Origin of the sequence: Shewanella psychrotolerans (genome assembly GCF_019457595.1) — a bacterium.
GTDB lineage: Bacteria > Pseudomonadota > Gammaproteobacteria > Enterobacterales > Shewanellaceae > Shewanella > Shewanella psychrotolerans.
Genome location: NZ_CP080419.1, coordinates 3317895 through 3336444, shown reverse-complemented (window position 1 = coordinate 3336444; position 18550 = coordinate 3317895). Strand labels below are relative to the sequence as shown.

Genomic DNA, 18550 nt, shown 5'->3' with positions numbered 1-18550 from the left:
ACAGTAAGTTAACGAAGTCGATTAGACAGTAAAAAGGCGCTATATAGCGCCTTTTTACTCTTTTAATTTAGAAGGCTATTAGCTTTTCTTAGTTTTTGGGGCTTTGTAGTGCTTAGGTATCACTCGCACTGTTTTTACCATGTTCTCCCCGACTTCGATAACTTCAAGAGGATAACCAAATATCCGCATGGAAGTGCTAGGTTCAGGAATATCTTCAAGATATTCTATGATGAGGCCATTAAGTGTCTTTGGTCCATCAATTGGGAAATGCCAACCCATCTCTTTGTTTAAATCGCGAATGTTGATGGTGGCATCGATTAAGTAACTTCCATCGGGTTGTTTATTGATATCTTCACTTGGGGTGGTGATCATCGACGTGGTGAAGTCACCCACAATCTCTTCGAGAATATCTTCTAGGGTAACTAAGCCTTGAATGTCGCCATATTCATCGACGACCAGTCCGATACGTTCTTTATTTCGCTGAAAGTTGGCCAGTTGTACGTTAAGTGGCGTACCTTCAGGGACAAAGTAGAGCTCTTTTACGGCGCGAAGTAAGGAAGACTTACTAAATTGTTCTTTGGATTGTAGTCTCAGAGCATCGCGAAGATGAACAAAGCCGACCGCATCATCGATCGTATCCCGATAGAGTAACACGCGAGTATGTGGACTTTGGATCACTTGCTTATTAATGCTCTTAAAGTTGTCATTAATATTGATGGCGTAAAGATCTGAACGCGGGATCATAATGTCTTCGACGGTGACTTTTTCAAGATCCATAATCGATAACAGCATCTCTTGATGTCGTCTTGGGATCAAAGCGCCAGCTTCATGTACTACGGTGCGCAACTCTTCTTGGCTTAATGCATCATCCTCTTTTACTGATCGGATACCGAGAATATGCAAGAAAGTCGAGGTGATAAAGTTAACACTTTTGACTAAAGGTAAAAGTACAACTAAGAGGATTTTTAGTAGCACGCTCGATGGGAAAGCGATACGTTCAGGGTGCAATGCGGCCACAGTTTTAGGGGTTACTTCGGCAAAAACGAGTATCACTAACGTGAGCACTCCCGTGGCTACAGCAGGACCTGCAACCTCACCGAAATAGCGGCTCGCGACAATGGTCGCGATAGACGCTGCAAGAATATTGACTAGGTTATTACCAATTAAGATGAGACCGATAAGACGGTCAGGTCTATCGAGTAATTTAATCGCTCTTTTAGCCCCTTTATGACCATTATTGGCTAAATGACGTAACCTATAGCGGTTGAGGGACATCATCGCAGTCTCAGAACCTGAAAAGTAGGCCGATATTACGATAAGTACAAATAGAATGAATAGAAGTGCGCTGGTGGATATGACGTCCAAACAGTGGCCTCGCTTTGGCGATAGTAAGAAAATTGTTGTAAGAAGTAGTAAATACAGCGATTTGAACGAAGAGTCAAGTTGGCCCTAGCCGAGAGTTTATGTCGTCAACTAGGGTTATTTGACCTATTGTAAAATAAGCTCTTTAACGATTCTTGCACCGAAGTACGCAAGAGATAGCAAGGTTGCGCCTGTAAGCGTATAGGCTACGGCTGTACGGATTTTGCAGCCGACCCAATACTGTTGCGCTAGCATAGCAATATAGGTAAACCAAGCAAGGATAGATAAAATCGCCTTATGGCCTTTACCCGCAGCAAACATATCGTCGAGGAAAATAAACCCGGTAGCCAGTGACAAACTCAGTAACACTACGCCGATGATAACGAGATGATATAGCTGTTTTTCAACCGTCATTAAAGGCGGTATCGCAGGACTTAGCATTAACTGCTTTTTCTTCAATTTATTTTGGATTATTGCAAGCTGTATCGCATAGAGCGCTGCAATCATCAGGGCGCTATATGCCATCAGTGATAACACCACGTGGGCAAGTACTTCTGGGTAGAGCTCAAAATGGGTAATAAACTTCGGAGGAAGTAACCATAGCAGCGCGACAGATATTACCGAGCAGGCATAGACCACTGGAACGACTACAATCACCTTTAATCTGAACATTAAAATGGTAAAGGTAAAGGCAATGATCCAGTTAACCATGGAGATAACGTTGGTTAGGCTAAAGTTTTGTCCGTCACCAGTAAAGATGGCCTGTGAAAGTGCGGCGGCATGAAGAATCACGGCGATCGCAGCAAACCCGGCAACAGCCTTGCGGTTCGGGCCATCGGCATGAAACAGGCGACTAATCACCAAGATAAGGGCTATGCTGTAGAAAAATATGGCTGAAGCCGAAAAAATGACCATCGAAAATTAACCTATCGTTATGTTCGTTTTCTTTGCAATCGCAACCCTTCTGAGTTGGTTGTATCTTGCTTATCTAATGTCATTAGAATAACACGAGCTATGTATAAATGGGCAGGGGCTTTACACACAAAAATTAGCACTTTCTGAGCGTTAGTCCTAAGTTTTACAAATTTTTAAAAGATTAATGCATCCGTTCAAGTTCGATAACTTGCTTAGTGCGGTAGCATAATATCTATGCATCGTTATAATACGCTCAATCATGTAAATTCTAAACGGTAAAGAACGCGATAATGTTTGAGAACCTAACGGACAGATTATCACGTACCCTGAAGAACATCAGTGGTCGTGGTCGCTTAACTGAAGATAATATAAAAGAAACGTTACGCGAAGTGCGTATGGCGTTGCTTGAAGCCGATGTCGCTTTGCCTGTTGTGCGTGCTTTTGTAAACAGCGTTAAAGAACGTGCTGTTGGCCAAGAAGTCTCGAAAAGCCTTAGTCCAGGCCAAGCTTTTATTAAGATAGTACAAAGCGAGTTGGAAAACGCCATGGGCGAAGCCAACGAAGCGCTAAATCTATCGACCCAGCCTCCTGCGGTTATCATGATGGCTGGTCTTCAAGGTGCCGGTAAAACTACCAGTGTGGCGAAACTGTCTAAGTTTCTTCGAGAGCGTGAAAAGAAATCTGTCCTCGTGGTCAGTGCTGACGTATATCGTCCTGCTGCAATAAAGCAGCTTGAAACCTTGGCTGCCGAAGTTGAGGTTGAGTTCTTCCCATCAGATGTCAGCCAAAAGCCAGTCGATATTGTTAATGCAGCTATGGCGCATGCAAAACTGAAGTTTATCGACGTTGTTATTGTCGATACGGCAGGTCGATTGCACGTTGACGAAAGCATGATGGATGAGATCAAAGATCTTCATGCTGCGGTTAAACCAATCGAAACCTTGTTCGTGGTTGATGCTATGACAGGTCAAGATGCGGCCAATACGGCTAAAGCGTTTAACGAAACACTACCTTTAACAGGCGTGATTCTTACCAAAGTCGATGGTGATGCACGCGGCGGTGCGGCATTATCCATTCGCCATATCACCGGTAAGCCGATTAAGTTTTTGGGTGTCGGTGAGAAGACCGATGCACTAGAGCCTTTCCATCCCGATCGTGTAGCCTCTCGTATCTTAGGCATGGGCGATGTGTTATCGCTTATCGAAGAAGTAGAGCGTGGCGTCGATAAAGATAAGGCGATGAAGCTTGCTTCTAAAGTGAAGCAAGGCGGTAGCTTTGATCTTGAAGATTTCCGTGAACAGCTGCAGCAGATGAAAAACATGGGCGGCATGATGAACATGCTGGAAAAGCTGCCTGGTGTTGGTCAACTTCCGCCAGAAGCGCTCGCTCAAGTGCAAGACGGTAAGATGACGGGGCAAATGGAGGCGATCATTAACTCCATGACAGCCGCAGAGCGTAAACGTCCTGATATTATCAAGGGCTCACGTAAACGCCGTATTGCAATGGGATCAGGTACCCAGATCCAAGATGTAAACCGTTTATTGAAACAGTTTACTCAGATGCAAAAAATGATGAAGAAGATGTCGGCTAAAGGCGGCATGAAAAAAATGATGCGCGGCATGAGTGGCATGTTGCCTCCAGGCATGAAGATGCCAGGCCGTTAATTAAGTCTCTTAAAATGCGCAAATCTTAAGGCTCAAGCAATATGCTTGAGCTTTTTTTTGCGATGTTGAAGAAAGCTGCAACTGAGGCTAGTGACTGATTTTTCAGTTTTTTATCTTGCTGTTATTTGGTTGTTCTCTTGATGTTGTGGGATGTTAGCGTTTACACTTATTCCTGCACACCATATCGTATTAACGTTGCTCATTGACTCGTTGGGGTTTAAATGGGCGGCCTTGTGCTGCGTGGTACGATTGATTAATTTAGGGCATATTCATGATTAGAATAGTTTTTCCGGCAAAACGCTTAGTCGTTGTCATTGTGGCATTTATTTCTTTAGTTGGTTGCGAGAAGACTGAGCCGAAAATCATTCCTAAGTTAGTCGTTGTTGAGAAAGTCAGTTCAGCCAAGGTGCCACTCTATGGCAACTACATTGGTGTGACACAAGCATCACTCGATGTAGAGGTTAGGGCACGTGTTGATGGTTTTGTTGAAGACAAAAGCTTCATCGAAGGTAGTGCGGTAAAAAAAGGTGCGGTGTTATATCGGATTGACAACCGCCCTTATTTGGCCGTGGTCAATCGTTTAAAAGCCAATGTCGAATCACAGCAATCTGCTTTGGATAAAGCCAAGCGTGATGTGGACCGTTTAAGGCCTTTGTATGAGCAAGATGCTGCTAGTCAGCTCGATTTTGATAATGCGTTATCTGTGTTATCCCAAGCCAAATCAAGCCTTGCGGCAAGTATGGCTGAGTTGGAAGAAGCTCAGTTGGAGCTGAGTTATACAGAGATTAAATCGCCGATATCAGGTTTAGTTAGTCGTTCAGAGGTTGATATAGGCGCACTCGTTGGCAGTAATGGTCAATCTTTGCTTACTCGGGTAAAGCAAGTTAACCCCATCTATGTCACCTTCAACATGTCGGCTTTAGATTACCTTAACGCCCGTCGTCGCATGACGAGTTACTCTGACAAGAAAGATGCCGAGACCGAAGGTAAAGCCGTCGAAGGTTTTGTGGCCATCACCTTACCCGACCATAGTGCTTACCCATATCTAGGGGATGTGCGCTTTACCGATCCGTCGGTTAATCCTGAAACGGGTACATTCCAAGTAAGGGCTGAGCTACCCAACCCCAATAAAGAGCTGCTACCCGGTCAATACACCAATGTACGGATCAAGCTTGATGAGATAGATGACGCCGTCGTGATCCCACAAAAGGCTACCCAGGTAGAACAGGGCGGGGTATATGTCATGGTGGTGCAACCTGATAATAAGGTCGAGCGGCGTTTTATTGTGATAGAGCATCAGGGCAAGATGGGGGTCGTGGTTAAGAGTGGTTTGCGCGCGGGTGAATTGGTGATTGTTGAAGGTATGCACCGCGTTCGTCACGGTCAACTGGCGGAGCCATTAACTCAACAAGAATATCAACAACGTGAAGATAGAGCACAAAAAGAACAGGCGCTTAAACAGCAAGCGTTAGAACAAGAGCAGGAGCAGTAACCATGGCACAATTTTTTGTGACTCGGCCGGTGTATGCTTGTGTTATCTCCATAGTGATTGTACTGCTTGGCTTAATTGCCATGTTTAAACTGCCCATAGATCAATATCCTTATATTACGCCGCCACAAGTTAAAGTGTCGGCTTCCTATCCTGGTGCCGCATCGACAACGGCTGCAGAGTCGGTTGCTACACCGTTAGAGCAAGAATTAAACGGTTTACCGAACATGATTTATATGAGCTCTAAGAGTACTAACTCTGGCAGCGCTAATGTCACCATTACCTTTGATGTTGGCACTAATCCTGATTTGGCGGCGGTTGATGTGCAAAACTCAACTCAACAAGCGGCTGGAAGCTTACCCATTGATGTGCAAACCGAAGGGGTGTCTGTATCGAAAGAAGCCTCGGTTGAGCTACTTAAATTAGCGTTAACATCGACCGATGACCGCTATGATGAAATCTATTTAAGTAACTACGCGACCATCAATATTCAAGCGGCCCTTAAACGTATCCCAGGCGTCGGACGTGTGCGAAATACCGGGTCACGCAGCTATTCAATGCGAGTCTGGTTAAAGCCCGATATTATGGCCGGTTATGGTCTTACGACTAGCGATGTGATCGCGGCGGTGAAGGCACAGAATAAGGAGTCGCCCGCGGGGGCGATTGGTTCGCAGCCCAATGCTGAGTCCCTAAGTATGACAATGCCTATCACCGCAGAGGGGCGTATGAGCAGTGTGCCACAATTTAAAGAGATTATTGTGCGCGCCAATAGCGATGGCTCTCTTATCAGGTTGCGTGATATTGCGCGGGTGGAGTTAGGCTCGTCATCCTACACCCTACAGTCACAACTAAATGGGATTAATGCGACCATTTTGCAGGTTTATCTGTTACCCGGAGCCAATGCCCTAGAGGTGACCAAAAATGTTAAAAACGAGATGGCGACACTGGCAGAAAAGTTCCCGCAAGGTATGAACTGGGAAGTCTTTTTTGATGCTTCTATTTTTATTGAAAACTCGATTGATGAAGTGGTCAAAACGTTAATTGAAGCATTGATACTAGTGATATTGGTGGTCTATCTGTTCCTGCAAAACTTTCGGGCAACCTTGATCCCCGCAATTGCGGTGCCAGTATCATTGGTTGGTACGCTGGCGGCCATGCTGGCGTTTGGGTTTACGATTAACACTGTGAGTTTACTGGCCTTAGTGCTGGCGATCGGTATTGTAGTTGATGATGCCATTGTGGTCGTAGAAAATGTTGAGCGCTTAATGCATGAAAAGGGCTTAAATTCCGTTGAGGCGACCGGTGTTGCCATGAAAGAGCTTTCTGGCGCGCTGGTGGCAACAAGCTTAGTCTTGGCGGCGGTATTTGTACCAGTTTCTTTTTTATCGGGGATAACCGGCATCATGTACCGCGAGTTTGCCATAGCGATTACCGTGGCGGTGTTGATCTCTACGGTCGTGGCGCTGACACTGTCGCCAGCCTTATGTGCCTTATTGCTAAGGCCAGGAGATAAGGCCACCTCGGGTTTTTTCAAATGGATGAACGACAAGCTGGATATTTGTACCAGTAAATATGTCGCGATCGTTGCATTAACTGCTCGGCAGGCTACACGTAGTTATTTGGTGTTTGCCATTATGGTCGGTGGCGTTTATATGATCATGTCAAACCTACCGTCGAGTTTTATGCCTGATGAAGATCAAGGTCGCTTTTTTATCGATATGACCTTACCTGATGGCGCAACCGTGAATCGTTCACAAGCCGTGCTAAAGAAAGCCGAAGCCAAAGTGTTGGCCCATCCTGCTGTTGCATATTCGTTTACCTTGGCCGGAGAGAATCGTCGTTCAGGCTCTAACCAAGCTAATGGTCAATTCGAAATTATTCTTAAGCCTTGGTCTGAGCGGATGCAGAGTGATGCAACGGTTAAAAAAGTGATGAAAGAGATAGATCACGCGTTACTCGATATATTAGAAGCTGAGTTCAACGTGTATTTACCCTCGGCAGTGCCAGGATTAGGTAATGGTTCTGGGGTTGAAATGGAGCTACAAGACACCTCTGGGACAAACTTTAAAGGCTTAATGGAAACCGCTGGTGAGCTGGTTGAACAACTTAAATTACAACCAGAAATTGCAACGGCAGGGCTGTCTCTTCAAAGTGCGATACCACAGCTGCACTTAACGGTTGATGAAGCCAAAGCGATGGCCATTGGCGTTAATGTGGCTGATATCTACAGTACGATAAAAACTTTTACAGATTCTTCTACGGTTAATGATTTCAATTTATTTGGCCGTGTGTATCGAGTAAAAGTGCAAGCCGAGGAGAGTTATCGTCAATTTCCTGAGCAGATAAAAGATTACTACGTGCGCTCATCCAGCGGCGCTATGGTGCCTATCGGTGTGCTGGCGAAGTATGAGTATTCTGTTGGCCCAGCTGCGGTAACTCATTACAATTTATTTAGCAGTGCCTCGATTAATGCAACGCCGGCAGCGGGTTATGCCTCTGGTGATGTGATTAGAGCCATAGAGCGAGTGGCTAAACCCATTTTACCCAATGAGTTTAGTTACGAATGGACAGGTATTACTTATCAGGAAGTACAGTCAGCCAATCAAACCAGCATTGCTGTCGCGTTAGCTATGTTGTTTGTATTCTTATTCCTTGCTGCACTGTATGAGAGTTGGACTATCCCCATTGCGGTATTGCTCATCGCACCGATTGCTATGTTGGGGGCGGCCTTAGGCACTTGGGTCAGTGGCATGGAGAGTAATTTATTCTTTCAAGTCGCCTTTATTGCTCTCATTGGGATGGCGGCGAAGAACTCTATTTTGATTGTCGAGTTTGCTAATCAATTGCATAAGGAAGGAAAAGGTTATCTTGAGGCCGCGTTAGAGGCCGCCAACATGCGTTTTCGCCCCATTCTAATGACCTCAATGGCATTCATTTTAGGTGTGTTGCCGCTGGTGTTATCTGTGGGGCCAGGCGCGGTGAGTCGCCAGAGCATCTCTATCCCTATTCTGTGCGGAATGGTGTTTGCGACCACCATAGGTATTATTATGGTGCCCCTTTTTTTCGTCACGACCGCAGGCTGGTTAAAATCTAAAATAAAGCCTGGCGCAGCGAACGGACGTCCTGCGCAGGAGGGCAATGCTCATGGCTAATCAACGGCTCGGAGATCAAGCAAGATTCACGTTAAAGCTCGTTTGGGTTGCTAGTAGGGCTAAGGTCATAGGGTTTACAGCCACGGTACTGGGCTTAGTTGGTTGTGCAATGGGACCTGACTATCAGCGTCCAGACGTTGACCTACCGGCGCAATATCATCATGAGTTGGTACAAGATACCATCGACAATGATGGTCTGGTGGCATGGCAGTCATTTTACCTTGACCCCAATGTGCGTAAACTTATCTCTTATGCGCTGGCGCAAAACTTAGATCTTGAGGCGGTACGTTCTCGTCTCATCGCTGCTCGTTCGAAAGTGACAGTGACTGACGCGACGCTTTATCCGGAATTTGGTTTAGGCGCTAATGCAGAGCGTTCAATCGACAGTGGTATAACCAACACTAATCCTACCCACGGCAATGAATTCGATATTGCCGGTACAGTGTCTTGGGAGCTTGATGTTTGGGGAGCTAATCGGCGTCGCAGTGAAGCTGAATATGCACATTTTCTATCGACACAAGAAGCGCTTAATTTGGCGGTTATCAGCCTAATAAGCGATGTTGCCAGTCGTTATTATGAATGGCTTGATATTGAGCAGCGTTATCAAATCTCTGTCAATACGGTTCAGTTGCGTAAAAAAGAGCGTGATTTGGCAAGGTTAAGAAAACAAAATGGGGTGATTTCAGGCTTGCAGGTTAAGCAAGCTGAAGTGGAATACCAGAGTGCTAAAGTCACCTTGCCGTCTCTCGATTTTGCGCGTCAAGAAAAAGCTAATCAGTTAAGGGTTTTGCTCGGCGAATATGATTATCCGCTTAAAGTAGAGGGTGATTTAGCGTCACTCATTGCCGAAGTGCCATTTCCTTCCTCTTTTAGGGTGGGCATCCCGTCACAAATGCTGTCACAGCGGCCAGATGTCAAAGCTGCAGAGCTGGCATTAATTGCGGCCAACGCGAATGTGGGGTTGGCCAAAACGGCTTTTTTCCCTAAATTTAACATTACTGGTCGCTATGGTACGGAATCTGAGGATTTAGATAAGATCTTTGATAGTCAAGGAGTCACTTGGTCACTCCTTGGCGGTATTACTGCGCCTATTTTCAATGCTGGCAGTATCGCGGCCCAATACGATATAGCCCAAGAGGAATCGAGGCAGGCTCTACTTGCTTATCGCAGCGCAGTATTGGCAGCATACTTTGAAGTTAACGATGCCATGAATAGTTTTCGGCGCTCTGAGTTAGCGATTGAAGCGCAAGAAGAGCTGGTCGAAGCAGCACGCGGATATACTCACCTAGCGATGTTACGATATCGCAATGGCGTATCGAGTTCGTTGGATCTTATGGATGCACAACGAAGCTTGTTTAATGCTGAGCTTAGCTTAAGTGAGGTGAGACGAGACAAATTGCTGGCGATGATTAAGCTATATCGCTCACTCGGTGGCGGTGTGCTTAAGGAAGAGCAACAGACGCAGACTTTGGCGGATAAGTCTTCTAGGGTGGGGGATGTTCAATAGCCGTCGAGTTGCCGTTGACCTTTTGGGTTACACTTATCATTAAATTAGCTTTTTAAGTTTATTGCCTGCGGTTTGAGTTGCATATTCCCAATGGTGAGTAAGTCATATGCTGTAGAGTATTGTCGTGTAAAAATGTTGCATTCGTCGCCGATTCAGGTAGAATCGTGCGGCTTTCTATCTGGGACTCTTCGCGAACACGGGGTTCCAGTTTTTATTTTTGCCCCATTTAAAGGGTAAATCATTAGAGGATAAAGACGCATGGTTACCATTCGTTTAGCTCGTGGCGGCGCAAAAAAGCGTCCATTTTATAACATCGTTGTTGCTGATAGCCGCAATGCTCGTGACGGTCGTTTCATCGAACGTGTTGGCTTTTTCAACCCTGTTGCTCAAGGTCAAGAAGAAGCACTTCGCTTAGATCTTGATCGTGTAGAACACTGGGTTGCTAACGGTGCTGCTACTACAGATCGTGTAGCAAAATTGATCAAAGACGCTCGTAAAGCTGCTGCTTAATAGCGTTAAGGTATAGATTAATGAGTAGTCACCAAGACCCTATCGTACTGGGCAAATTAGGCTCATGTCACGGTATTAAAGGTTGGTTGAAGATCACTAGCTATACCGATTCTGCCGAAGATATTTTTGACTATTCACCTTGGTTGATTAAAGAGCAAGGTGAATGGCGCGAGGTTAAGGTTGACCAGTGGCGTTTTCAGGGTAAGGCGTTAATCGCTGCACTCGAAGGCATAACCACTCGAGACCAAGCGCAAATGCTCACTAATTGTGAGATTGCCATTCCTGCTGAGTCGATGAAAGAGTTGCCTGAAGACGAGTTCTACTGGCGTGATTTGATCGGCTGTAAAGTAGTGAATACCAAAGGCTACGACATGGGGAAAGTCGAACAGATCGTGGAAACAGGATCGAATGACGTACTCCTTGTAAAAGCGAATGCGAAAGATGGCTTTGGCAAAACGGAACGTATGATTCCTTTTGTTACTGAGCAGTTCATCATTGAGGTGAACCTATCGGACAAACAAATTTTAGTGGATTGGGATCCGGACTTCTAAGTCGAGGGACAACAGATGTGGTTAGGGGTAGTAACCCTGTTTCCAGAGATGTTTCGTGCCGTAACAGACTTTGGTGTAACGGGTCGGGCCGTTAGCAACGGCTTGCTGGAGTTGCAAACGTGGAATCCTCGTGATTTCACCCATGATAAACATCGCACAGTGGACGACCGGCCTTATGGCGGCGGACCTGGCATGTTGATGATGGTGCAACCTCTACGCGATGCCATCCATGCAGCCAAAGCGGCTGCTGGAGAGAAGGCGAAGGTGATTTACCTTTCTCCTCAAGGACGCAAGCTGACTCAGCAAGGCGTCGAAGAGTTAGCTAAATCAGAGAGTTTGATATTAGTGTGTGGTCGCTACGAAGGTATCGATGAGCGCATTATTCAAACGGAAGTGGATGAAGAGTGGTCTATTGGCGATTACGTGCTTTCGGGCGGTGAATTGCCAGCGATGACTCTGATTGATTCAGTATCACGTTTGGTTCCAGGGGTTCTTGGAAAGCAAGCATCAGCAGAGCAGGATTCCTTCTCTGATGGTTTACTGGATTGTCCACACTATACTCGACCTGAAAGCCTTGATGGTATCGATGTACCGGCAGTGTTGTTAAGTGGTAACCACGAACATATTAGACGCTGGCGTCTTAAGCAGAGTCTCGGAAGAACTTTGTTACGACGACCAGAATTATTTGAAAATCTAGCTCTGACTGACGAACAAACTAAGCTACTAGCCGAATTTGTCGATGCCGCCCAAAAGGGTGAGTAACAAATGGTCAGTTATATCTAGTATGGAGTTTATTCATGAATAACATCATTAAAATGCTCAACGATGAGCAAATGAAGCAAGACGTACCACAGTTTGGTGCAGGTGACACAGTAGTTGTTAAAGTACGTGTTGTTGAAGGCGGTAAAGAGCGTCTACAGGCTTTCGAAGGCGTTGTAATCGCAAAGCGTAACCGTGGTCTGCACTCTGCATTCACAGTTCGTAAGATCTCTAATGGTGAAGGTGTTGAGCGTGCGTTCCAAACTCACAGCCCAATCATCTCTAGCATCGAAGTTAAGCGTCGCGGCCGTGTACGTCGTGCTAAGCTTTACTACCTACGTGATCGTTCAGGTAAGTCTGCACGTATCCGTGAGAAGCTTTCTAAGTAAGAAATCGCTTCAAGTAAAACAAGATGCAGTGTTCGCACAAATACCCGCCTTATGGCGGGTTTTTGTGTTTTAGGGCCTGCATAAATGTTGGTGATCATATCGATTTATCTGTTTGAAAGTCATGTTTGCTGCAGGAGTTTGACGTCGAACGAGTGAATTGACAATTTTCCAAGTCTTCAAGCTCTCACTCTAATCACTAAAGTTGAATTTTACAATTGATGGTAATTTCTGCTTGATCTGATCTCAATCCACAGGCATAGTTACCCTAAGTTGTAATGGTGTACTATTACGGTATTGCGGTGGCGTCGTCAGCTATTGTAATATTTATATTTAAATGTAGTCGTGAGTAAATAACAGAGATTAGGTTGGTGACAGGTATGCAGCAAGACACAATTAATAATGTCCATATTAGTTCTGAACAAGTATTGGTGACTCCAGAAGAGTTAAAGCAACAACTACCTTTGTCGGACGCTGCCTACCAATATGTGCTTAATGCGAGAAAGACAGTCTCGGATATTGTTCATAAGCGAGATAATCGAGTGTTGGTCGTCAGCGGTCCATGTTCGATTCATGACATCAAGTCAGCAAAGGAATATGCACTCAAATTAAAAAAACTCCATGATGAGTTACAAGATGAGTTTTACATTCTGATGCGCGTTTACTTCGAGAAGCCTCGGACAACGGTTGGCTGGAAAGGAATGATTAATGACCCTGATATGGATGAATCATTCGATGTCGAAAAAGGACTTCGTATGGCGCGAGAGTTAATGATTTGGCTTGCAGAGCTTGGACTCCCTGTCGGAACCGAAGCTCTCGATCCTATTAGCCCGCAGTACCTGTCTGAATTAATCACTTGGTCGGCAATTGGTGCTCGTACCACTGAATCGCAGACTCATAGAGAGATGGCATCAGGCTTGTCTATGCCTGTTGGTTTTAAAAATGGGACAGATGGCAAACTGGGGGTTGCGATCAATGCGCTTGAATCAGCAGCCAGTAGTCATCGGTTTATGGGGATTAACCAGCAAGGGCAGGTGGCATTGTTGCAAACGGCCGGTAATCCAGATGGCCATGTCATTTTACGCGGTGGAAAGACGCCAAATTATGATGCAGCCAGTGTCGCAGAGTGTGAAACTCAACTGCATGCAGCCAAACTCAATGCTCGCCTAATTGTTGACTGCAGCCATGGCAATTCATCTAAAGATCACAGCAGGCAGCCAGCGGTATGCCAAGATGTTTTCAATCAGATAGAAAACGGTAATCAATCAATTATCGGTGTTATGCTTGAAAGCCACCTAAATGAAGGCAATCAAAGTAGTGATAAGCCGCTGAGTGAGTTAGCTTACGGTGTGTCGGTTACGGATGCCTGTATTAATTGGCAGACGACTGAGCAATTACTGCGCCAAGGTGCGGCACAATTAACTTCGGTTTTACCGACAAGGTTTGATATGCTCAAGGCAGTAAATGCTTGATGGATAGCCAACAAATGAATGAAAAAACCACCGAGGAGTTAGAAAAACTTCGCGGACATATCGATAATGTCGATCAACAATTACTGCACCTACTGCGTAAACGCCTCGATCTCGTCGGTCAGGTCGGTGCGGTAAAGCATGCCGCTGGTGTGCCGATTTATGCGCCAGAGCGTGAAGCATCCATGCTTGCCAAGCGCCGCGAAGAAGCGGCCAATATGAATGTCTCTCCTCAGCTTATCGAAGATATTTTACGCCGTTTAATGCGTGAATCTTACCTTAATGAGAAGGATGTGGGCTTTAAACAGGTTAAAACTGATCTTGGTCATGTGGTGATTGTCGGTGGTGAAGGTAAGCTCGGTGGACTGTTTAGCCAAATGTTACGACTATCTGGCTATCAGGTTCAGTCGCTAGACAAAGATGATTGGCAGCGCGCTGATTCCATTTTTGATGGTGCAGGTTTAGTTATCGTGACAGTGCCAATCAGTATTACTTGTGAGTTGATTGCTGACAAGCTGGGTCAATTGCCTGCGTCGTGCATCTTAGCTGACTTAACCTCGATAAAAGCCAAGCCGCTCGATGCCATGCTAACGGCGCACAGAGGCCCAGTGGTTGGGCTTCATCCCATGTTTGGCCCAGATGTTGGCAGTCTCGCGAAGCAGGTGGTTGTGGTGTGCCATGGTCGTGGTCAGGATAAATATGAATGGCTGATGGAGCAGATCAAGATTTGGGGCGCTCGATTGGTTGAGGCTGATGCGCAAAAGCATGACAAGGCGATGCAGTTGGTACAGGCGATGCGTCACTTCTCATCATTTGTTTATGGACTTAATCTTTATCGTGAAGCCGCAGATATCGATAACCTATTGCAGTTTAGCTCGCCAATTTATCGGTTAGAACTGGCGATGGTAGGGCGTCTTTTCGCCCAAAGTCCCGAACTTTATGCCGATATTATCTATGCTCAGCGCGAAAGCTTGACGGCAATCGGTGATTATTTGGAGAATTATACCCAGGCACTTGAACTATTAAAGTCTGGTGATCGCCAAGGGTTTATCGATCAGTTTGAAGAGGTGGCTAATTGGTTTGGTGATTTCGCACCACAATTTCAACGGGAGAGTCGCGCTATGTTGCAATCGGTCAACGACATGAAAGCGGGCTAGTCATCGCCTAAAAGCACAATGATTGCTGCAGAGTTTCAACCTAAAACCTGAGCTTAGATTCACACAATCTAGATCAGGTTTTTTTATGGAATAAAAGTAGGTTATTGTCCATTTTCCCTTATGTTCCTTGTATGTAGGTATAAACACCCCGCATTAATTGCATCTTTGCTAATTTGATCTGCCTCATAGTTTGCCACATTACTCCAATAAATCACTTTTGGTGATGACCAAGTCGCAGTAGACTTTATCAAAACATGCAAAATAAAAGCATGATTAAAACTAGGAGTAGTTGTAATGTTTTGTATTCAGTGTGAGCAAACGATTAGAACCCCAGCGGGTAATGGCTGTAGTTATTCTCAAGGTATGTGCGGTAAGTTGTCAGATACTTCAGATCTGCAAGATCTATTGATCTACTTACTTCAGGGTGTTTCAGCCTATGCCGTTAAGGCAAGAGAGTTTGATATTGTTGATAGTGAGATTGACGCCTTTGTTCCTAAAGCCTTTTTCGCCACACTAACAAACGTCAACTTTGATGACGAACGCCTACTCGATTACGTCAATCAGGCTGATGGTTATCGCAACCGCTTAAAAGTAGCCTATGAAGCAGCATGTGCTGAGACTGGCAAAGCGGTCGATACGCTTATTCCTGCCGCATCATTAATATTGGGCACATCTAAGCCTGAAATGCTTGCTCAAGCCGCTCAAGCGGCACCTAATCGCGGTAAAGACAGTGTCCACGAAGATATTATGGGCCTACGTTTACTTTGTTTATATGGCCTAAAAGGCGCGGCAGCTTATATGGAGCATGCGCGTGTACTGGAGCAAACAGATAGCGATGTCGCGGCTAATTTCCATGAAATAATGGCTTTCCTTGGCTCAGATTCAGAAGATGCTGACAAACTGTTTGCCACCGCAATGGAGATTGGTCAGCTGAACTATCGCGTGATGGCGATGTTAGATACCGGCGAGACAGAGTCCTTTGGTCACCCTGAGCCGACACAAGTCAACACTGTTGCAGTGAAAGGCAAAGCGATTTTGGTCTCTGGCCATGATATGAAAGACTTAGAGCTGATTTTAGAACAGACACAAGGCAAGGGCATCAATGTCTTTACCCATGGAGAGATGTTGCCAGCGCTGGCTTACCCCGCCTTTAAAAAGTATCCACACCTCGTCGGTAACTACGGCAGTGCGTGGCAGAATCAACAGAAAGAGTTCGCGAACTTCCCTGGTGCGGTAGTGATGACCTCTAACTGTATTATCGATCCAAACGTAGGCGATTACTCTGACCGTATTTACACCCGCAGCATCGTTGGCTGGCCAGGTGTAACCCATATTGTTGGTGATGATTTCTCTGCGGTGATCGATAAAGCACTATCGCTAGAAGGCTTTATCTATGATGAGATCCCCCATCTTATCACCATAGGTTTTGCTCGAAATGCGTTAATGGCTGCTGCTCCTGCCGTGGTTGAAAATGTGAAGAATGGTTCGATTAAACATTTCTTCCTTGTGGGTGGTTGTGACGGGGATAAGTCTGAGCGTAGCTACTTTACCGATATCGCAACCGCAGCGCCAAAAGACTCAATTATCATGACGTTGGGTTGTGGTAAGTACAAGTTTAACAAGCTTGCATTTGGCGATATTAATGGTATTCCGCGTTTATTGGATATTGGTCAATGTAACGATGCGTACTCTGCTATTCAGTTAGCCATTGCACTGTCAGAGGTGTTTGAGTGTGAGATCAACGAACTGCCATTGAGCTTAGTCTTGTCATGGTTTGAGCAAAAGGCAATTGTGATCCTCTTGACCTTGTTATCATTGGGCGTGAAGAATATTCGCACAGGCCCGACAGCGCCCGCTTTCTTAACTGAAAATCTGGCTAAGATTTTGGAAGACAAGTTTGGTCTGCGCACCACAACAACCGTCGAAGCTGATCTTAACGATATCCTAAGCGTTGCATAACTCCTCTAAGCGCCTATGACTAATGTCATAGGCGTTCTCTTTTGTCTGGGTAAATCACTCTATGAACAGCCAACAATATCATTCTGCGACCTGGCAACATGGCGAGGTACGTTTAACGTGTGTCGAACGCTGGCAAGAAACGCACGATGTCACTAGTTTTCGCTTTCAGGGCGAACAGAGTGTTAAGTTTCACTTTAAGCCAGGCCAATTTATCACCTTGATGCTTAATATTAATGGTAAAGCCGTTGCGCGCAGCTATACCATCTCTTCATCGCCATCTCGCCCTTATTCAATCGTGGTAACGGTAAAGCGCATAGAGGGCGGAGTAGTATCAAATTATTTAGTGGATCACTTGCAGCCGGGACATAGCATTACCGCTCAAGGGCCTGATGGTGCATTTAATTTGGTCGATATTGAAGCCGATAAATATCTTTTTTTAAGTGCTGGTAGCGGTATTACGCCTATGTATTCTATGTCTCGCTGGTTGACCGATACACAGATCGGCAGCGATATTGCTTTTTTCCATAGTGCTAAATCGCCACAAGATCTGATTTTCCATCAGGCTTTACAGCAGCTAGCGCAACGCCATGAACACTTCTCGTTAGATTATTGCTTGGAGACGGGAGAGCTTGCAGATATGGACTGTTATCAGGGACGCCTGTCGTTAGTCTCTTTAGCATCTGCTGTGGCCGATTACAAAGAGCGAACCATATTTGTCTGCGGTCCAGCCCCCTATATGCAGGCGGTCAAAACGATGCTTGAGCAAGCAGGTTTCGATATGACTCGCTATCATCAAGAGAGTTTTGGTGATGCTCCTATGATGATTTCGCAGCTAACTCCTACCACAGCCTCAGCCCCATTTATGTTGCATATAGGCGATGTTAAGACACCGTTGTTCGCAGATCAAACCGTACTTGAAGGGATTGAAGCCGAAGGCTTACCCATTATTGCAGCGTGTCGTTCAGGTGTGTGCGGGGCGTGTAAATGTAAGGTTGTTAGTGGTGAAACTGAGTCGAGTAGCCAGATGACACTAACCGCTGAAGATATTGCGAGTGGATACATTTTAGCTTGTTCAACCAAAATTAAGTCTAACGTAAACATAGCATTAAGTTAATTTTGTGCATTAACGTAAAACTAGAAACAAGGAGGGGAATGCGCGGTTAGATGAATAAGAGCGTCTTTTCCTGTGTGACAAATTTGCGCAAATAGGTCTGACAAAGTATGGTTATTATAGCAACCCAAATTTTTTATAAACCTAGTTTGTCAGCTTTGGAGTGACCAGCTTATGATATCGACAACGTCTTCGCGCATTGCCCTTGATGATCATAGTCTTGGTCATCTGCTTTATGGTTTGATGTTGGCTTTCCCGCTGTTTTTATTGCCACCTATTTTGGGGTTAGTGATCAATTGCTCTCAGAAAAGTCACAAGATGAGTCAGCTGCTTTATTCCCATATTCGTTGGCAAAGATGGTCGATAGTGACCATGCTTTCTTTACTTGTATTAGCCTACATTGTGTCTCAAACATGGTTAGCCATTACCCTTGTTGTCTTATCATTATTTTGGTTTTGCCACCGTACGATAAAAGGTTGGATGGCGTTGGTTGACGGTCAGCCTATTTAATCCTAGTGTGGTTTATATTGGGTATTATTCGTGTATTACACTAAGACAG

15 protein-coding genes are annotated in these 18550 nt (G+C 45.3%); 13 read left to right on the top strand and 2 right to left on the bottom strand.

Going from position 1 to position 18550, the window contains the following annotated elements:
- Nucleotides 1-78: 78 nt before the first annotated feature.
- Both K0I62_RS14760 and K0I62_RS14755 read right to left on the bottom strand, forming a co-directional pair.
- Nucleotides 79-1365, bottom strand: coding sequence for an HlyC/CorC family transporter (locus tag K0I62_RS14760; RefSeq protein ID WP_220068830.1), 1287 nt, complete (start codon nucleotides 1363-1365; stop codon nucleotides 79-81).
- 123 nt (nucleotides 1366-1488) lie between these two features.
- The gene (locus K0I62_RS14755) at nucleotides 1489-2277 is read right to left on the bottom strand and encodes a cytochrome C assembly family protein (RefSeq protein ID WP_220068829.1); all 789 of its coding nucleotides are present in this window, start codon (nucleotides 2275-2277) and stop codon (nucleotides 1489-1491) included.
- A 290-nt stretch (nucleotides 2278-2567) separates the two neighbouring features.
- On the opposite strand from K0I62_RS14755, the gene ffh reads away from it, so the two are divergent.
- From ffh to K0I62_RS14690, 13 genes are all read left to right on the top strand, one after another.
- Nucleotides 2568-3941 (top strand): signal recognition particle protein, encoded by a 1374-nt coding sequence (ffh, locus tag K0I62_RS14750; protein ID WP_220068828.1) that lies wholly within the window; start codon nucleotides 2568-2570, stop codon nucleotides 3939-3941.
- 271 nt (nucleotides 3942-4212) lie between these two features.
- Nucleotides 4213-5433, top strand: coding sequence for an efflux RND transporter periplasmic adaptor subunit (locus K0I62_RS14745; RefSeq protein WP_220068827.1), 1221 nt, complete (start codon nucleotides 4213-4215; stop codon nucleotides 5431-5433).
- Nucleotides 5434-5435: 2 nt separating this feature from the next.
- The gene (locus K0I62_RS14740; protein ID WP_220068826.1) at nucleotides 5436-8582 is read left to right on the top strand and encodes an efflux RND transporter permease subunit; all 3147 of its coding nucleotides are present in this window, start codon (nucleotides 5436-5438) and stop codon (nucleotides 8580-8582) included.
- Entirely contained in the window at nucleotides 8575-10089 is a 1515-nt protein-coding gene (locus tag K0I62_RS14735; protein WP_220068825.1) for an efflux transporter outer membrane subunit, read from the top strand. The genes K0I62_RS14740 and K0I62_RS14735 overlap by 8 nt, the downstream gene beginning before the upstream one ends.
- Nucleotides 10090-10347: 258 nt before the next feature.
- Complete coding sequence (gene rpsP, locus K0I62_RS14730) at nucleotides 10348-10599, top strand: 30S ribosomal protein S16 (protein ID WP_033539792.1); 252 nt, start codon at nucleotides 10348-10350, stop codon at nucleotides 10597-10599.
- 20 nt (nucleotides 10600-10619) lie between these two features.
- Entirely contained in the window at nucleotides 10620-11150 is a 531-nt protein-coding gene (rimM, locus tag K0I62_RS14725; protein WP_220068824.1) for a ribosome maturation factor RimM, read from the top strand.
- A 15-nt stretch (nucleotides 11151-11165) separates the two neighbouring features.
- Nucleotides 11166-11912, top strand: coding sequence for a tRNA (guanosine(37)-N1)-methyltransferase TrmD (gene trmD / locus K0I62_RS14720; protein ID WP_220068823.1), 747 nt, complete (start codon nucleotides 11166-11168; stop codon nucleotides 11910-11912).
- Between the two features lie 35 nt (nucleotides 11913-11947).
- Nucleotides 11948-12298 carry a 50S ribosomal protein L19 gene (gene rplS / locus K0I62_RS14715; RefSeq protein WP_220061669.1) on the top strand — a complete coding sequence of 117 codons (351 nt, stop codon included), beginning with the start codon at nucleotides 11948-11950 and terminating at the stop codon, nucleotides 12296-12298.
- 377 nt (nucleotides 12299-12675) lie between these two features.
- Nucleotides 12676-13767, top strand: coding sequence for a 3-deoxy-7-phosphoheptulonate synthase (locus tag K0I62_RS14710; RefSeq protein ID WP_220068822.1), 1092 nt, complete (start codon nucleotides 12676-12678; stop codon nucleotides 13765-13767).
- A gap of 14 nt (nucleotides 13768-13781) precedes the next feature.
- A complete protein-coding gene (gene tyrA / locus K0I62_RS14705; RefSeq protein ID WP_220068821.1) occupies nucleotides 13782-14921 on the top strand; it encodes a bifunctional chorismate mutase/prephenate dehydrogenase in 1140 nt (379 codons plus the stop codon).
- A 294-nt stretch (nucleotides 14922-15215) separates the two neighbouring features.
- Nucleotides 15216-16880, top strand: a complete 1665-nt coding sequence (gene hcp / locus K0I62_RS14700; RefSeq protein WP_220068820.1) for a hydroxylamine reductase — start codon at nucleotides 15216-15218, stop codon at nucleotides 16878-16880.
- Between the two features lie 61 nt (nucleotides 16881-16941).
- Nucleotides 16942-17994: an FAD-binding oxidoreductase gene (locus K0I62_RS14695; protein ID WP_220068819.1), complete on the top strand. Its 1053-nt coding sequence runs from the start codon at nucleotides 16942-16944 to the stop codon at nucleotides 17992-17994.
- Nucleotides 17995-18165: 171 nt separating this feature from the next.
- Complete coding sequence (locus tag K0I62_RS14690) at nucleotides 18166-18501, top strand: hypothetical protein (RefSeq protein WP_220068818.1); 336 nt, start codon at nucleotides 18166-18168, stop codon at nucleotides 18499-18501.
- The last annotated feature ends 49 nt before the right edge of the window (nucleotides 18502-18550 follow it).